A 15,390-nucleotide genomic window follows, 5' to 3' on the forward strand; every position below is an offset into this window, starting at 1 on the left:
ACCGATCCGGGACTCGTTATGTCAAATTTTTCGACAACTGGCATAATGTGCACCGGTCGGTCTTTGCCTGCTTGAAGCGCCCTGCTTCGACGGACCGCGCCTCAGCACCCGCCCATGTCCAAAGCCGACACCAAGACCTCCATCGACGCCGACGGTCTGCGCTATCGCAGCAAGACGCCCGGTTCCCCGTTCACGGCGGCCGGCGCGTTCGGCGCGGCCACCATGTCCTGTTTCCTCTGCGGCAAGCATCGGCCGCGCAGCGCACTGAAATCGCGCCGCCTGCTGGGCAAGGCGCAGTTCGTCTGTTCGCCGAGCTGCAAGGAAGCGGACAACCCGGCCAAGGGTTGAAGCCGGCCTCGGGCGGCGCGCTCAGTCGATCGCGCCCTCACCCACCGTCTTGAAGTACAGCGTCGTGCCGCAGCGCCCCCCGCGCGGCCACAAGGCGTAGCCGGGAATCTCGCCGACGCGCTGCCAGCCGAGCCGGCCATACAGACGCTCCGCGTCGCCGCCGGTGACCGTGTCGAGCACCAGCAGGTCCTTGCCGGCGAGGGCCGCGGCCTCTTCGGCCGCCGTCATCAAGGCCGCGCCCAGCCCCCGCTTGCGCGAACGCCGGTGCACCAGCATCTTGGCGATGTCTCCTCGGTGCGGCTGGTTGTCGGGCTGTGCCAGCACCACCTGCACCGTGCCGTCGATCAGCCCGTCGGCATCCCGCGACACCAGCACGATGCGTTCGCCCGCCGCGGCGCTTTGCAGCACACCGCGCCAGAAGGCCCGTGCATGGTCGCGCGGCAGCGGCCACATGAAGGACACCGACGCACCGCCGTCGACGCAATCGATCAGCACGTCGCTCAGCTGGTCGATCGCCGCGTCGTGGTCTGCCGAGGAGTCGAGGCGGCTGATGATCGGGGCGGCGGTCATGCGGTTCTCCGAGAGACGTGGGTGTCGGTGGTGATCGCGACGAGGTAGCGCGCGGCCCGTCGGCCGGGATTCGAGAAGACGATCGGTCGGTCGAGCCGCATCGCGAGGCAGTCGCCCGCGGCCAGCTCGTGCGACGTGTCACCCAGCGTGATGTGCAGCGTGCCGGCGATGAGCCAGATCTGCTGGTGGATCGCGACATCCCGCGGGCCGCTTTCGTAGGCCACGCGGGCACCGGCCGGGAATTCCACCTCGACCAGCTGCAGCGGCGACGGATAGGCGGCCGGCGACAGATTGCGACGCAGGTAGCCGGATTGCGGATCGCGCCATTCGGCCTGGTCGCGCCGGCGCGCCAATGGCTGCGCATCGCGCGCGCCGGGTTCGGCAAACAGGTCGGCGAGCATCACGCCGAGGCCGGTCGCCAACTTCTCGAGCACGACGGCCGTCGGGCTGGCCTCGCCGCGCTCAATCAGCGAGATCATCGAGCGGCTGACGCCGCAATGCGTGGCCAGTGCGTCGAGCGACTGCCCGCGTTCGGCCCGCAGTTCTCGCACGCGGCGGGCGATGCGGCGGTGGACGTCGCGGGCGTCTGATCCATCCTTCATGATGGAAGAAAGTGTCCATCATGCTGGAGGAGGCCGTCAACCCCCGGCGGGCAGAACGCGCGTCAACTGCGCCCGAGCTGCTCCTCCAGCCGGTGCAGCACCTGATAACACGGCAGCACCTGCGCGACGCTGGCATTCGGCTCGCGGCCCTCGCGGATTGCCGCGAAGAATTCGCGGTCCTGCAACTCGATGCCGTTCATCGAGACATCGACCTGCGAGACGTCGATCTTCTGGTCCTTGCCGTCGACCAGGTCGTCATAACGCGCGATGTACGTGCCGGTGTCGCCGATGTAGCGGAAGAAGGTGCCGAGCGGGCCCTCGTTGTTGAAGCTCAGCGACAGCGTGCAGATCGCGCCGCTGGCGCTCTTCAGCTGGATCGACATGTCCATCGCGATGCCGAGCACCGGGTGGATCGGGCCCTGGATGGCGTTGGCCTGCACGATGGGCGCGCCGGTCTGGTAGGCGAACAGGTCGACGGTGTGCGCCGCGTGGTGCCACAGAAGGTGGTCGGTCCAGCTTCGAGGCTGGCCCAGTGCGTTCATGTTCGTACGGCGGAAGAAGTAGGTCTGCACGTCCATCTGCTGGATGTTGAAGTCAGCCGACACCACCTTCCTGTGCACCCACTGGTGGCTGGGGTTGAAGCGCCGGGTGTGGCCGCACATGGCGACGAGGCCGCTCTGCTTCTGCAGCTCGACCACCGCCTGCGCGTCCTTCCAGCTGTCGGCCAACGGAATCTCCACCTGCACATGCTTGCCGGCCTTCAGGCAGGCAATGGCCTGCGAGGCGTGCATCTGCGTCGGCGTGCACAGGATCACCGCATCCACCTCGGCCAGCGCCAGGCTGTCGGCGAGCTCGGTCGTGCAGTGCCCGATGCCGTACTTGGCCGCGACCTCCCGGGTCTTGTCGAGCTCGCGGCTGACCAGCGATACGACCTCGACCCCGTCGATCAGCTTGATCGCGTCGAGGTGCTTGATGCCGAACGCGCCGGCCCCGGCCAGCGCGACCTTGATCGTCTTGCTCATCAGGTGTTCTCCAGGATCAGGTGCCCCACGGCCGTGTTCGATGCCGGCACGTGGTAGAAGCGATGCACCACCGTCGGCGTGCGCCCTTCGGCCATCGCGCCGCGCGCGATCAGCCACATCACCAGCTCGATGCCCTCGCTGCCCGCCTCGCGCACGTAGTGGATGTGCGGCACCGCGGCCTGCCCCTCGGGGTCCGCGATCAGGCGGTCGAGGAACGCGTTGTCGAACTCGCGATTGATCAGGCCGGCCCGCGGACCCTGCAGCTGGTGGCTCATGCCGCCGGTGCCCCAGATCTGCACATTGAGGTCCTCGTCGAAGGACTCGATGGCCTTGCGGATCGCCTTGCCCAGCATGAAGCAGCGCCGGCCGGAAGGCACCGGGTACTGCACCACGTTGACCGCGAACGGGATCACCGGGCATGGCCACGCGTCGGGCTGGCCGCACATCAGCGACAACGGCACCGTGAGGCCGTGGTCCACGTCCATCTTGTTGACGATCGTGAGGTCGAAGTCGTCCTGGATCACCGACTGCGCAATGTGCGACGCGAGCTCCGGATGGCCGATCACCTTGGGCACCGGACGCGGTCCCCAACCCTCGTCGGCCGGGTTGAACTCGGCCGCGCAGCCGATCGCAAACGTGGGGATCATCTCCAGGCTGAAGGCGCTGGCGTGGTCGTTGTAGACGAGGAAGATCACGTCCGGCCGGTGGTCGCGCATCCACTGCTTCGACGGCTCGTAGCCCTTGAACACCGGCTGCCAGTAGGGTTCGGCGCTCTTGCCGAGGTCGAGCGCGGCGCCGATCGCCGGGACGTGAGACGTATAGACGCTCGCGGTGATGCGGGCCATCAGGCACCTTCCTTCTTCTGCGTCGCCGGCTGCTCGCCGATGTACCGATTGCCTTCCGGCGAGCGCCCGCCGTTGAGCATCATCTTCGCGTAGGCCTCCTGCGACATGCCGGTCATCGTCGCGGCCATGTACTGGAAGCTCTTGCCGTCGGTGGCGCCGATCTTCGCGAGGAAGTAGATGTTGCCGCCGAGTGAGATGCAGCGGTTGAGGTCGCGTGCGAGCACGGCCTGCTTCTGGTCCTCGGTCATCGGCCACTCGTCCAGGTACGCCCGCTCGTTCGCCTTGAAGCGTTCGCGGTTCGCGGCCTTCATCAGCGACATGCAGAACTGGTTCAGGTGGTAGCCGAGGCGCGACTGCTCGGCATCGAAGATGGTCGTGCCGGGCACGTCCTTGTAGGGTTTGTCGAGCGACATGGCTCAGACCTCCTCGGGCCAGTACAGGCGCATCGGGTTTGCGACCAGCAGCTTCTTCTGCAACTCGTGCGTGGTGGCGATGTGCGGGATGAAATCGACGAGCAGGCCGTCGTCGGGCATGTGGTCCTTCAGGTTCGGATGCGGCCAGTCGGTGCCCCACAGCACGCGGTCCGGGAAGGTCTCGACGATGCGACGCGCGAAGGGCACGACGTCGCGGTAGGCGGCTTGCTCGCCGTTCAGTGCGGGTGGGCCCGACACGGACAGCCGCTCGGGGCAGCTGACCTTGCTCCAGACGTTGGGGTGCTCGCGCATGAACTTCACGAACAGCTCGAACTCGGGGCCGTCGACCGGCTTCGTGACGTCGGGTCGGCCCATGTGGTCGACGACGACCGTCGTGGGCAGCGCGGTGAAGAAGTCCCACAGCTCCGGCAGATCCTGCGCCTCGAAGTAGATGACGACATGCCAGCCGAGCTTCCCGATGCGGCCGGCGATCTCCATCAGCTCGTCCTTCGGCGTGAAGTCGACCAGGCGCTTGACGAAGTTGAAGCGCACGCCGCGCACGCCGGCCTCGTGCAGCGCCTGCAGCTCGGCGTCGCTGACGCTGCGCTTGACCGTCGCCACGCCGCGGGCCTTGCCGCCGGACGCCCGGCAGGCATCGGCCATCGCGCGGTTGTCGGCACCGTGGCAGGTGGCCTGCACGATCACGTTGCGCTCGAAGCCCAGGTGGTCGCGCAGCGCGAAGAGCTGCTGCTTGGACGCGTCGCAGGGCGTGTACTTGCGCTCGGGGGCGAAGGGGAACTCGTCGCCCGGTCCGAACACATGGCAGTGCGCATCGACGCTGCCTGGCGGCAGCACGAAGCGCGGCTTGCTCGGACCGGCGTACCAGTCGAGCCAGCCAGGCGTCTTTTCGAAAGCCATCTCAATCCTTCTTGAGCTGAGCCAGGATGCGGTCGGCCTCGGTGCGCCAGTCGGCGCTGCGGGCGAAGCCGGGCGTGCCGCGTTCGCCGAAGAGACCGGCGTCGGCCAGGTCCGCGATCCAGGCCTGGCGTTCGGCCGTACCGGCGGCCGACCACGGCTCCAGCCCGGCCTCGCGCACGGTGACGGCCACCTCGCGCACTTCCTCGCTGCGGCGCCGGCCGTGTTCGATCACGCGCTGGAAGAAGTAGGCGCCCTGCTTCTCCCAGTCGATGCCGGGGAAGGTCTCGGCGAGCGACGCCAGCACCTGGTCCTCCACGCCATAGTGGCGCGCCGCGGTGAAGCTCTCGATGATCATCGCCTCGAGGCCCTTGATCATCACGCTGCGGCACATCTTGGTGGCCGACGCGATGCCGAGCCGCTCGCTGGCGATCTTCGGTGCGAAGCCCAGCGCCTGCAGCGCCGGCGCGAGCTCCGAGGCATGGCCGCCGCCCAGCAGCAGCGGCACGCGGATGCGGTACGGCGGCACCGAGGTCATCACCGCACCCTCGACGTAACGTCCACCGGACGCGTCCACGAGTCCGGCGGCACGAATCTTCGCGCCCGGCGATGCGGAGTTGAAATCCAGGAAGAACGCGCCGCGCCGGATCGCCGGCGCGACAGCTTCGGCGACCGCCACCGCCTGGCTGGCGGTCACCGCGCTCAGCACGAGATCGGCATCGCGCGCGATCTCGGCATGCGAGCCGGCCAGCGCGACGCCGTGCTGCGCGGCGTGGGCCCGCATCGCCTGAGCGCCGTCGCCAGCGAGCTTCAGGTCGAACGCGCTGACCGCGACGCCGCGTGCGCGCAGGTCCTCGGCCAGGATGCGGCCGACCTCGCCGTAGCCGACGATGCCGACATGCCACTGCAGCGCGTCCATCGGATCGCTCCTTCGTCGATCAGTCCAGCGACGCCAGCGCGACGAGGGTCTTCAAAGACTTCATTCACGGGTCTCCAACGACATCTATCCCTCGGTCAATCGATGTAGCGCAGCCCGGCCTTCTCGAGCGGCTCGCGCATCTTGTACATGTCCAGCCCCAGCACGCCCGCAGCGAGCTTGGCGCGCTTGTCGGCCTCGTTGGCCTCGCGCTGGGCGGCGGCTTCGGCGGTGGCCACGGCCATCGCGGCGGGTACGCAGACCACGCCGTCGTCGTCGGCGACGATCACGTCGCCCGGGTTCACCCACGCACCGGCGCAGACCACCGGCACGTTCACCGAACCCAGCGTCGCCTTGATCGTGCCCTTGCTGCTGATCGCGCGGCTCCACACCGGGAAGCCCATCTCGGTCAGGTCGCGCACGTCGCGCACGCCGGCATCGATCACCAGGCCGCGCGCGCCGCGGGCCAGGAAGGACGTGGCCAGCAGGTCGCCGAAATAACCGTCGGTGCACTCGGCCGTGACCGCGGCGACGACGATGTCGCCGTCGCGGATCTGTTCGGCCGCGACGTGCATCATCCAGTTGTCGCCGGGATGCAGCAGCACCGTCACCGCGGTGCCCGAGATGCGCGCTCCGGCGTAGATCGGCCGCATGTACGGCTTCATCAGGCCGACGCGGCCCATCGCCTCGTGCACCGTGGCCGAGCCGAAGCGGGCCAGCGCATCGGCCGCCGTACGGTCCGCGCGAACGATGTTGCGCTTGACGACACCCAGTTCGTACATCTCATTGCCCCTTCGCCTTGAGCGCGGCATCCAGCCGCGGGAATACGCGTCGCGCATTGCCTTCGTAGACCTTGTGCTTGTCCTCCGCACTGAGGATCGTCGAGGCCTCGATGTAGCGCTTGGTGTCGTCGTAGTAGTGGCCGGTCTCGGGGTCGATGCCGCGCACCGCGCCGATCATTTCGCTGGCGAACAGGATGTTGTCGACCGGGATCACCTTGGTCAGCAGGTCGATGCCCGGCTGGTGGTAGACGCAGGTGTCGAAGAAGATGTTCTTCAGCAGGTGCTCCTGCAGCAGCGGCTTCTTCAGCTCCTGCGCCAGCCCGCGGAAACGGCCCCAGTGGTAGGGCACCGCGCCGCCGCCGTGCGGGATCAGGAACTTCAGCGTCGGGAAGTCCTTGAACAGGTCCGAGGTCAGGCACTGCATGAAGGCCGTGGTGTCGGCATTCAGGTAGTGCGCGCCGGTGGTGTGGAAGCAGGCGTTGCAGCTGGTGGAGACGTGGATCATCGCGGGGATGTCCAGCTCGACCATCTTCTCGTAGATGGGGTACCAGTGGCGGTCCGACAGCGGCGGCGAGGTCCAGTGCCCGCCCGACGGATCGGGGTTCAGGTTGATGCCGACGAAGCCGTACTGCTTCACGCACTTCTCGAGCTCGGGGATGCAGGTCTTCGGGTCCACGCCCGGCGATTGCGGCAGCATCGCGGCGCCGATGAAGTGGTCGGGGAACAGCTGGCTGACGCGGAAGCAGAGCTCGTTGCAGATCGCCGCCCAGGTCGACGAGACCTCGAAGTCGCCGATGTGGTGGGCCATGAAGCTGGCGCGCGGGCTGAAGACCGTCAGGTCGCTGCCGCGCTCGCGCATCTTCGCGAGCTGGTTGGCTTCGATCGACTCGCGCAGCTCGTCGTCGCTGATGCTCAGCTCCGCCACCGCGGGCTTCGACGCGGGATCGGCGATGCCGGCGATCTGGCGGTTGCGCCAGACCTCCAGCGCCTTCGGCGCGGTGGTGTAGTGGCCGTGCACGTCGATGATCATCGAAAGGTCTCCAGGTTCGTCATGCCGGCTCCATGCCGTGGCGGCGCTTGGTCTCGTCGGCGGCCGGCGAGCGCATGAAGTCGAGCAGCCGGCGCACCGCATCCGCGCGGGGCGAGTTGATGCCGATGCCGGCCGAGAAGGTGGTCAGGATCTGGATCGCGGGCGGCAGCGGGCCCAGCACCTCGATCCCGTCCAGGTGCATCAGCTCGCTCAGTTGCTGGAAGCCGAGCGCCACGTCGCCGCGCGCGACCAGCGCGCCCACCGGTACGCCCGGGGGTGCCTGCACGATGCGGTCCTTGATGCGTTCGGCGATGCCCCAGGTCTCGAACAGTCGCGCAAGGTGCACACCGCTGGGTCCGGTGGAATAACTCAGATTCGGTGCGTCCAGCACCGCCTGCCGCACGGCGGCTTCGGTCGACACGTCCGGCCGCGGCGCGCCGGCGCGCACGGCGATCGCGACGCCCGAGCGCACCAGGTCGACCCGGCTGCCGGCCGCCAGCGCGCCGCCGGCGATCAGCGCGTCGATCGAGTTCGACGCCAGGAAGACCACGTCGAAGGGCTCGCCGCCCTGCACGCGCTTCGCCGCGTCGACGCCGCCGACCGATTCGATCGCCACCGGACCTCCGCCCTGGCGCTCGAAGGCAGCGGTCAACTCGGCCAGCACCTGGCGGGTGGCCATCGACGAGATGCCGCGGATGGAGGATTGCATGGGCGGCGATTCTGGCCACCCGAGCGATGCCGTCCTAGCAGATCCTTCCGATACCAGCTATCGCAAGCCGGCATGACGCGCGGTCGATGCCGCGCCGGCGGTCAGCCCGGCTGCGACTGCGCCGCCGTGCCCTGCGGCAGGCTCTTCGCCAGCTCGACCAGCACCCTCGTCGTCTGCCGCATCAGCGGGCCGGGCCGCTTGTGTGCCGAGACCGCCAGGCACAGCACGCTGGTCAGCGGCGGATCGGTCAGCGGCCGCGCGACCAGCTCATCGGCCCGGCCGCTGGCGGCCACCGCGCTCGCGGTCAGCACCGCATGGCCGTAGCCGGCACAGACGAGGTCGATGATCGCGGCGACGCTCGACACCTCCCAGGCCACGTCCAGCTTCAGCCCGATCAGCGCGGCCTGCGTCTCCAGCAGCCGCCGGATCACGTGCGCGCGCTCGGGCAGGATCAGCGGCAGGCCGGCCAGCTCGCGCATCGGCACCGGGCCGCGGGCGACATCGGGGCCCGCGTGGGCGACGAGGCACAGCGGCTCGTCGAGCACCGGCGTGATCTCCAGTGCCGGCTGCGCTTCGGGGTTGTAGAGCAGGCCGACGTCGACGCGGCCCGTCATGATCCACTCGACGATGTGCGTGGACAGGCCCTCGACGATCGCCAGCCGCGCCCCCGGCAGCTTGCGCTTGAAGGCATCGACCAGCGGCAAGGTCAGCTGTCGGCCGATCGTCGGTGGCACGCCGACGCTGACCTGCCCGACCGGCGCATCGCGCGACGCGCCCATGTCCTCGCGCGCCTGCGATACCGCCTGCAGGATCGAGATGCCGTGCTCGAAGAGGCGCCGGCCGGCCTCGGTGAGCACCACGCCGCGGCCGTTGCGCAGCAGCAGCGTCTCGCGCAGGTCGATCTCCAGCGCCCGCACCTGCCGACTCAGCGCCGGCTGCGCGATGTCCAGCACCAGCGCGGCCTTGCTGAAGCTGCCGAGCTCGGCGACGTGCACGAAATATTCGAGCTGCTTGAGGTTCACGCGCGCATTGTGGTGCAGCGATTCACCGCTCAGACGCCGGGCGTGGCCGGCGGTGGGCGCTCCATCGACTCGCCGACGTAGCGCTTCAGCGCCGGCGGCTCCGGCCCGAGGTGGAACGCGAGCCGCTTCGCACGCAGTGCGGCATCGGACGCGCTGAAGCGCACCAGCCGCCGCTGGTGCTCGACCCAGTTCTCGTCGACGAAGTATTCGATGTAGCGGCCGACCGCTTCCGAATCGCGGAACAGGCCCCAGGACAGCGCGCCCTGGCGCAGCCGCGCCTGCCGCGTTTCCTGCATCACGGCGATGAACTCCACCGCGCGCGCCGGATCGATGTGGTACTCGAGCGTCACCATCACGGGGCCCTCCTGCGGGCCGATCGGCGCGGCCGGCTCCGGCAGCGTGCGCGTGGGCACCGGCGTGAAGTCCAGCTCCTCGCCGTGCTCGATGCGCAGGCGCTGTGTCAGCAGCAGCGCGACGATGCCGAAGACCGCCGCGGCGATCACGCTGGTGCGCACGCTGGTCCAGGCGGCGATCTGCCCCCAAAGCACCGCGCCGAAGGCCGAGCCGCCCATCAGCGCGGTCTGGTAGATCGACATGCCGCGTGCGCGCACCCAGTCCGGCAGCGCCATCTGCGCCGACAGCGTCAGCGAGTTGGCCACCGAGATCCACGCCGCACCGACGATCACCATCGCCGGCAGCGCGACCCAGACCTCCGGCACCAGCACGATCAGCACGCTGAAGGCGGCATGGATCAGGGTGCCGTAGCGCACGAACTGGTCGCGGCTGAAGCGCGCGCGCAGCGCCGGGAAATACAGCGCCGCGACGATCGCGCCGCCGCCGACGCAGGACAGCATCACCGTGAAGGTGGCCGGCCCGCCGCCGTGCAGCTGGCGCGCGACCAGCGGCAGCAGCGCGACGAGGCCGTAGGCCTGGATGAAGAACACGAAGATGCGCAGCAGCACGACCTTCAGCCGCGGCGACTGCATCGTGAACGCGAGCCCCGCGCGCATCGCCCCGACGAATCGTTCACCAGGCAGCGGGCTGGTTTCCTGCACCGTGCGCCAGCGCAGGATCAGCACCATGGCGATCGCCGCGAGCACTGCGTTCAGCACGAACACGGCCGCCGGGTTCACCAGCGAGATCAGCGTGCCCGCGGCCACCGGCCCGATCACCCGCGACAGGTTCATCGAGATGCCGTTGAGCGCCAGCGCCGCCGACAACTGCGGCCGCTCGACGATCTGCGGCACGATCGCCGCGAACACCGGCCAGCGCATCGCGAGGCCGATGCCGTTGAGCGCCGTCAGCGCCAGCAGCAAAGGCGCGTTCAGGGCGCCGAGGATCGACAGCAGCGCCAGCAGCAGCGCGACGAACAGCACCCACAGCTGCGTGCCGGCGAAGTAGCGGCGGCGGTCGATGATGTCCGACAGCGCGCCGCTCGGAATGCCGAGCAGGAACACCGGCAGCGTCGAGGCGGTCTGCACCAGCGCCACCATCACCGGGTTGGTCGTCAGCGACGTCATCAGCCACGCGGCCGCGACGTCGTTCATCCACATCGTCAGGTTCGCGGCGAGCCAGGCGAACCAGAGGCCACGGAAGACCGGATTGGACAGGGGCGCGAGCGCGGCGGGCGTAGGCATCGGCGGCTGGAAAGGGCCGCAACGCGGCCAAAGAAAAACGCCATGCAGCGCGAGCCGCATGGCGTTTCAGGTTTGGTTGGCGGAGTCGGAGGGATTCGAACCCTCGATGCAGGTTTTGCCCACATACTCCCTTAGCAGGGGAGCACCTTCGGCCACTCGGTCACGACTCCAGGCCAGCGCGCATTCTAGCAGCGGGATTTCGCTGTTTCGGTGCGCGGCAATCGAGTTGTTGCGGTCACTGGCCCGACGTGTCGACCGCGTCGAGCCCGAAGGACTTGTGCAGCGCGCGCACCGCGAGCTCCATGTACTTCTCGTCGATCACCACCGAGGTCTTGATCTCGCTGGTGGTGATCATCTGGATGTTGATGCCCTCTTCGCTGAGCGTGCGGAACATCTTCGCGGCGACGCCGACGTGGCTCTTCATGCCGATGCCGACGATCGACACCTTGCAGATCTTCGGGTCGCCGAGCACCTGGGTCGCGCCGGTCGACGGCGCCACGGTGCCCTTCAGGAGGTCCAGCGTGCGCTGGTAGTCGTTGCGGTGCACGGTGAACGAGAAGTCTGTGCGGCCGTCGTGCGACATGTTCTGCACGATCACGTCGACATCGATGTTCGCCTCGGCCACGGCGCCGAGGATCTGGTACGCGATGCCGGGCTTGTCGGGCACGCCGACCACGGTGAACTTGGCTTCATCGCGGTTGAACGCGATGCCCGAGACGACGGCTTGTTCCATCTTTTCGTCTTCCTCAAAGGTGATCAGGGTGCCGGACTTCGCTTCTTCGTCGATCGCGATGTCCCAGGGCGTGAAGCTCGACAGCACGCGCAGCGGCACGCGGTACTTGCCCGCGAACTCGACCGAGCGGATCTGCAGCACCTTCGAGCCGAGGCTGGCCATCTCCAGCATTTCCTCGAAGCTGATCGTATGCAGGCGCTGGGCTTCCGGCACCACGCGCGGGTCGGTGGTGTAGACGCCATCGACGTCGGTGTAGATCAGGCACTCGTCGGCCTTCAGCGCTGCGGCCACCGCGACCGCCGAGGTGTCCGAGCCGCCGCGGCCGAGCGTGGTGATCGAGCCTTCTTCGTCGATGCCCTGGAAGCCGGTGATGATGACCACCTTGCCCTCGGCCAGGTCGGCCCGCACGCGCGCGTCGTCGATGCTCTCGATGCGCGCCTTGGTGTACGACGAATCGGTCTTCACCGGCACCTGCCAGCCGGTGTAGCTGACCGCGGGCATGCCCTCGGCCTGCAGCGCCAGCGCCAGCAGGCCCACCGAGACCTGCTCGCCGGTGGAGGCGATCATGTCGAGTTCGCGCATCGCAGCAGCGTCGATCGTCGCCGGCTGCACCTCTTTGGCCAGGCCCAGCAGGCGGTTGGTTTCGCCGCTCATCGCGGAGGGGACGACCACCATCTGGTGACCGGCGCGAGCCCATTTGGCCACGCGCTTGGCGACGCTCTTGATGCGCTCGGGCGAGCCCATCGACGTTCCGCCGTACTTGTGAACGATCAGTGCCATGTGACGAGGGAGTGTCGGGACGCTGTGGACGCGGGCCCCGGAGCGCGGAGTCGGCGATTTTAGCTGCTGCGGTGCACCAACCACCGCAGGCTGCGCTGCGGCGTTCCGGGCGCAGCGACCGCGCGGGCGTCGATGCCGAGACCGGGCACGAAGAGCAGCCGGTCGCGGCACCACAGCAGCGGCGCCTGGCGCTGGTCCGGGGGGATGCCAGCCTGCTGGTACTGCTTCTTCAGGCTGCGCGCGGGCGTGCGCGGTGCGCGCTGGAACGATTCGCCGCCGCCGCGCGGGCGCAGGACAACCTCATGCAGGTCGTCGATCGCCAGGCCGCCGCTCATCACGACGCGCACGTCGATCGCGCCACTCCAGCCCGGCACCTCGTGTTGGCCCGGTGCGGACAGGTCGAGGGTCAGCGCGTCCGCACCGGCGGCCGCCTCGCCGACGATGCGCAGCCGGCCGCGATAGCAGCGCAATTGCCGGTGCGCATCCAGCGGCCACGAGCCGTGCCGGGACTGCGGCAGTTCGACGAGCAGGCGCTGCACGAGGCTGTCGGGCGGCGCGTTCAGCCAGTGGCGCAGGAGGTTCGCACGCCGCGGTGCCGACAGCGCCAGCCACGCGGCCACGTCCAGTTCGTGCGCATCGCCGACGTCGCGCAGATCGGCATGCGCCGTCTCGCGCAGCACGGCCGCCGCTTCGGCAGCACGCGCCGCGACGGCAGCGAATGCCACCTCGGCCTGCGGGAACTCGCGGGAGAGCTGCGGCCACAGGCTCGTGCGCAGGCGGCTGCGGGCGAAACGGGGATCGTTGTTCGATGGATCCTCGATCGCGCGCAGTCGGTGCTGTCGGACATAGGACTCGATGGCCGTGCGCGATCGATCGAGCCAGGGACGCGCCCAGATCATGTCGTCGCGTTCGATGGACCGCGGCATCGCCGCCAGCCCCCGCGGGCCGGCGCCGCGCAGCGCCTGCAGCAGCACGGTCTCGGCCTGGTCCTGCCGGTGCTGGGCCAGCAGCACCAGTGAAGCGCCCTCCTCGCGTGCCATGCGGCCCAGGGCAGCGTAACGCTCGCGCCGCGCCCAGGCCTCGACGCTGTCACCCGCGGCCGGTGAACCGTTCAATCGATGCCAGCGCAGGCGGAGCGGCCAGCCCCGCCGCTGCCAGCGCCCGCACAGGCGGATGGCCGAGCGCACCCAGTCGTCGGCGGCGGCCTGAAGCCCGTGGTGCACGTGCAGCGCGACGACATTCAGGCCGAGCGCCCGGGCCGCCCGGACCGTCGCATGCAGCAGCGCGAGCGAATCCCGACCTCCGCTGAAGGCCACCGCCACCGTGGTGGCGACGACCGGCGTGTCGGGAGAAGCGCTCAACGCTCCTTGGTATCGGCGTAGCGGCCGTAGGCCTGCAGGCGGTCGTAGCGCCGCTGCAGCAGGTCCTTCACCTTCAGGTCGGAGACCTGGCGCAGCGCATCGACGAGCGCGCGCTTCAACTGCGAGCACATGTGGCGCGGATCGCGGTGAGCGCCGCCGACCGGCTCGCTGACGACCTTGTCGATCAGGCCCAGCGCCTTCAGCCGGTGCGCGGTGATGCCCAGCGCCTCGGCCGCGTCGCTCGCGCGTTCGGAGGTCTTCCACAGGATCGACGCGCAGCCTTCCGGCGAGATCACCGAATAGACCGAGAACTGCAGCATCAGCACCTGGTCGGCGACGCAGATCGCCAGCGCGCCGCCGGAGCCGCCTTCGCCGATGATGGTGGAGATGATCGGCACCTCCAGCTGGCACATCTCGAAGATATTGCGGCCGATGGCTTCGGACTGGCCGCGCTCCTCGGCGCCGATGCCGGGATAGGCGCCGGGTGTGTCGACGAAGGTGAACACCGGCAGGCCGAACTTCTCGGCCAGCTTCATCAGGCGCAGCGCCTTGCGATAGCCCTCGGGGCGCGACATGCCGAAGTTGCGCGATGCGCGCTCCTTCGTATCCCGGCCCTTCTGGTGGCCGATGACCATGCAGGGCTGGCCGTTGAAGCGCGCCATGCCACCGGCGATCGACGCATCGTCGGCGAAGGCGCGGTCGCCGTGCAGTTCCTGGAAGTCGGTGAAGATCTCGCCGACATAGTCCAGCGTGTAGGGCCGCTGCGGATGGCGTGCGATCTGCGTCACCTGCCACGGGGTCAGGTTGGCGTAGATCTCCTTGGCGAGCTGCTGGCTCTTCTTGTCGAGCCGGTCGATCTCTTCGGAGATGTCGACGGCCGATTCGTTCTGCACGAAGCGCAGCTCGTCGATCTTGGTTTCGAGCTCGGCGATCGGCTGCTCGAACTCGAGGAAGTGTCGTTTGCTCATCCGCCTTGGCAGGTTGATTGCACGGGGGCCATGCCGGTTCGATTCCTGGCTCGAAGCGCGCGCGGGCTTCGCCGAATCAATAGTCGACCGGGAGGGGGTCGAGACTGCGCCAAATGTACCATGTGGCCACCGAGCGATAAGGCGCCCAGGCCTCGCCCACCTCGCGCGCTTCGGCCCGCGACACCGGCTCGCCGCTGAAGTAGTTCAGGCTGATGCCCTTGATCAGGCCGAGGTCGTCGACCGGCAGCACGTTCGGCCGCATCAGGTGGAAGATCAGGAACATCTCGGCCGTCCAGCGGCCGATGCCACGGATCGCCACCAGTTCGTCGATGATGGCCTCGTCGTCCATCTGCTGCCACAGCTTGACGTGCACCGCGCCGGACTCGAAGTGCCGCGCCAGGTCGGCGAGGTACTCGGCCTTGCGCGCCGACAGCCCGCACTCGCGCAGCACTGGCGCATCGAGCTTCAGCACCGCGGCCGGCGACAGCCGCGTCGACACGCCGCCGACGGTCGATGCGAACCGGTCCCAGACCGATTGCGCGGCCTTCACCGAGATCTGCTGCCCGACGATGGATCGCGCGAGCGTGGTGAACGCATCGCCGCGGCTCTGCAGCCGCGCCTCGCCGAACTGCGGAATCAGCTTCTTCATCACCCGGTCGCGCTTGCCCAGGTGCTTGCAGGCGTCGTCCCAGTAGTCGGGCGTGACGCCCGCGGCACTGCTCTTGGTCGGCACGCTG

At 68.8% G+C, this 15,390-nt stretch carries 17 protein-coding genes and 1 tRNA gene; 1 reads left to right on the forward strand and 17 read right to left on the reverse strand.

Annotated features, from left to right (window positions below):
• Positions 1-114: 114 nt before the first annotated feature.
• Positions 115-348 (forward strand): hypothetical protein, encoded by a 234-nt coding sequence (locus P1K89_RS30965; protein WP_284620413.1) that lies wholly within the window; start codon positions 115-117, stop codon positions 346-348.
• 21 nt (positions 349-369) lie between these two features.
• Here the strand turns inward: P1K89_RS30965 and P1K89_RS30970 are convergent, their stop codons facing one another.
• From P1K89_RS30970 to P1K89_RS31050, 17 genes are all read right to left on the reverse strand, one after another.
• Positions 370-918: a GNAT family N-acetyltransferase gene (locus P1K89_RS30970; RefSeq protein WP_284620414.1), complete on the reverse strand. Its 549-nt coding sequence runs from the start codon at positions 916-918 to the stop codon at positions 370-372.
• Positions 915-1,520: a helix-turn-helix domain-containing protein gene (locus P1K89_RS30975; protein ID WP_284620415.1), complete on the reverse strand. Its 606-nt coding sequence runs from the start codon at positions 1,518-1,520 to the stop codon at positions 915-917. Before P1K89_RS30975 ends, P1K89_RS30970 begins: the two co-directional genes overlap by 4 nt.
• A 62-nt stretch (positions 1,521-1,582) precedes the next feature.
• The gene (locus P1K89_RS30980) at positions 1,583-2,542 is read right to left on the reverse strand and encodes a Gfo/Idh/MocA family oxidoreductase (protein ID WP_284620416.1); all 960 of its coding nucleotides are present in this window, start codon (positions 2,540-2,542) and stop codon (positions 1,583-1,585) included.
• Entirely contained in the window at positions 2,542-3,387 is an 846-nt protein-coding gene (locus P1K89_RS30985) for a class III extradiol dioxygenase subunit beta (RefSeq protein ID WP_284620417.1), read from the reverse strand. The genes P1K89_RS30980 and P1K89_RS30985 overlap by 1 nt, the downstream gene beginning before the upstream one ends.
• Positions 3,387-3,800 (reverse strand): protocatechuate 4,5-dioxygenase subunit alpha, encoded by a 414-nt coding sequence (gene ligA, locus P1K89_RS30990; RefSeq protein WP_284620418.1) that lies wholly within the window; start codon positions 3,798-3,800, stop codon positions 3,387-3,389. The genes P1K89_RS30985 and ligA overlap by 1 nt, the downstream gene beginning before the upstream one ends.
• Before the next feature lie 3 nt (positions 3,801-3,803).
• Entirely contained in the window at positions 3,804-4,718 is a 915-nt protein-coding gene (locus P1K89_RS30995) for an amidohydrolase family protein (RefSeq protein WP_284620419.1), read from the reverse strand.
• A gap of 1 nt (position 4,719) precedes the next feature.
• Positions 4,720-5,634, reverse strand: a complete 915-nt coding sequence (locus tag P1K89_RS31000) for an NAD(P)-dependent oxidoreductase (protein ID WP_284620420.1) — start codon at positions 5,632-5,634, stop codon at positions 4,720-4,722.
• Between the two features lie 95 nt (positions 5,635-5,729).
• Positions 5,730-6,413 carry a 4-carboxy-4-hydroxy-2-oxoadipate aldolase/oxaloacetate decarboxylase gene (ligK, locus tag P1K89_RS31005; protein WP_284620421.1) on the reverse strand — a complete coding sequence of 228 codons (684 nt, stop codon included), beginning with the start codon at positions 6,411-6,413 and terminating at the stop codon, positions 5,730-5,732.
• Between the two features lies 1 nt (position 6,414).
• The gene (locus P1K89_RS31010) at positions 6,415-7,443 is read right to left on the reverse strand and encodes an amidohydrolase family protein (protein WP_284620422.1); all 1,029 of its coding nucleotides are present in this window, start codon (positions 7,441-7,443) and stop codon (positions 6,415-6,417) included.
• Positions 7,444-7,462: 19 nt separating this feature from the next.
• On the reverse strand, positions 7,463-8,152 hold the full coding sequence (locus P1K89_RS31015; protein ID WP_284620423.1) for a substrate-binding domain-containing protein: 690 nt from the start codon (positions 8,150-8,152) through the stop codon (positions 7,463-7,465).
• 101 nt (positions 8,153-8,253) lie between these two features.
• Positions 8,254-9,174: a LysR family transcriptional regulator gene (locus P1K89_RS31020; RefSeq protein ID WP_284620424.1), complete on the reverse strand. Its 921-nt coding sequence runs from the start codon at positions 9,172-9,174 to the stop codon at positions 8,254-8,256.
• 29 nt (positions 9,175-9,203) lie between these two features.
• Entirely contained in the window at positions 9,204-10,811 is a 1,608-nt protein-coding gene (locus P1K89_RS31025) for an MFS transporter (RefSeq protein ID WP_284620425.1), read from the reverse strand.
• A gap of 77 nt (positions 10,812-10,888) precedes the next feature.
• Positions 10,889-10,981: transfer RNA gene (locus P1K89_RS31030), tRNA-Ser, on the reverse strand.
• Positions 10,982-11,046: 65 nt separating this feature from the next.
• Positions 11,047-12,324: an aspartate kinase gene (locus P1K89_RS31035; protein ID WP_284620426.1), complete on the reverse strand. Its 1,278-nt coding sequence runs from the start codon at positions 12,322-12,324 to the stop codon at positions 11,047-11,049.
• Positions 12,325-12,383: 59 nt separating this feature from the next.
• Complete coding sequence (tilS, locus tag P1K89_RS31040; RefSeq protein WP_284620427.1) at positions 12,384-13,685, reverse strand: tRNA lysidine(34) synthetase TilS; 1,302 nt, start codon at positions 13,683-13,685, stop codon at positions 12,384-12,386.
• On the reverse strand, positions 13,682-14,653 hold the full coding sequence (locus tag P1K89_RS31045) for an acetyl-CoA carboxylase carboxyltransferase subunit alpha (RefSeq protein WP_284620428.1): 972 nt from the start codon (positions 14,651-14,653) through the stop codon (positions 13,682-13,684). The genes tilS and P1K89_RS31045 overlap by 4 nt, the downstream gene beginning before the upstream one ends.
• Before the next feature lie 76 nt (positions 14,654-14,729).
• Positions 14,730-15,386, reverse strand: coding sequence for a DNA-3-methyladenine glycosylase family protein (locus P1K89_RS31050; protein ID WP_284620429.1), 657 nt, complete (start codon positions 15,384-15,386; stop codon positions 14,730-14,732).
• Positions 15,387-15,390: the final 4 nt, after the last annotated feature.

It is taken from the genome of Aquabacterium humicola (assembly GCF_030167915.1).
Lineage (GTDB): Bacteria > Pseudomonadota > Gammaproteobacteria > Burkholderiales > Burkholderiaceae_C > Pseudaquabacterium > Pseudaquabacterium humicola.

What these genes read in the sequence shown, in the direction of transcription:
- P1K89_RS31000 (WP_284620420.1), bottom strand. Translation starts at nt 5,634, where the DNA reads ATGGACGCGCTGCAGTGGCATGTCGGCATCGTCGGCTACGGCGAGGTC.
- P1K89_RS30965 (WP_284620413.1), top strand. Translation starts at nt 115, where the DNA reads ATGTCCAAAGCCGACACCAAGACCTCCATCGACGCCGACGGTCTGCGC.
- P1K89_RS31035 (WP_284620426.1), bottom strand. Translation starts at nt 12,324, where the DNA reads ATGGCACTGATCGTTCACAAGTACGGCGGAACGTCGATGGGCTCGCCC.
- P1K89_RS31025 (WP_284620425.1), bottom strand. Translation starts at nt 10,811, where the DNA reads ATGCCTACGCCCGCCGCGCTCGCGCCCCTGTCCAATCCGGTCTTCCGT.
- P1K89_RS30995 (WP_284620419.1), bottom strand. Translation starts at nt 4,718, where the DNA reads ATGGCTTTCGAAAAGACGCCTGGCTGGCTCGACTGGTACGCCGGTCCG.
- P1K89_RS31010 (WP_284620422.1), bottom strand. Translation starts at nt 7,443, where the DNA reads ATGATCATCGACGTGCACGGCCACTACACCACCGCGCCGAAGGCGCTG.
- P1K89_RS30970 (WP_284620414.1), bottom strand. Translation starts at nt 918, where the DNA reads ATGACCGCCGCCCCGATCATCAGCCGCCTCGACTCCTCGGCAGACCAC.
- P1K89_RS30985 (WP_284620417.1), bottom strand. Translation starts at nt 3,387, where the DNA reads ATGGCCCGCATCACCGCGAGCGTCTATACGTCTCACGTCCCGGCGATC.
- ligK (WP_284620421.1), bottom strand. Translation starts at nt 6,413, where the DNA reads ATGTACGAACTGGGTGTCGTCAAGCGCAACATCGTTCGCGCGGACCGT.
- P1K89_RS31015 (WP_284620423.1), bottom strand. Translation starts at nt 8,152, where the DNA reads ATGCAATCCTCCATCCGCGGCATCTCGTCGATGGCCACCCGCCAGGTG.
- ligA (WP_284620418.1), bottom strand. Translation starts at nt 3,800, where the DNA reads ATGTCGCTCGACAAACCCTACAAGGACGTGCCCGGCACGACCATCTTC.
- P1K89_RS30980 (WP_284620416.1), bottom strand. Translation starts at nt 2,542, where the DNA reads ATGAGCAAGACGATCAAGGTCGCGCTGGCCGGGGCCGGCGCGTTCGGC.
- P1K89_RS31045 (WP_284620428.1), bottom strand. Translation starts at nt 14,653, where the DNA reads ATGAGCAAACGACACTTCCTCGAGTTCGAGCAGCCGATCGCCGAGCTC.
- P1K89_RS30975 (WP_284620415.1), bottom strand. Translation starts at nt 1,520, where the DNA reads ATGAAGGATGGATCAGACGCCCGCGACGTCCACCGCCGCATCGCCCGC.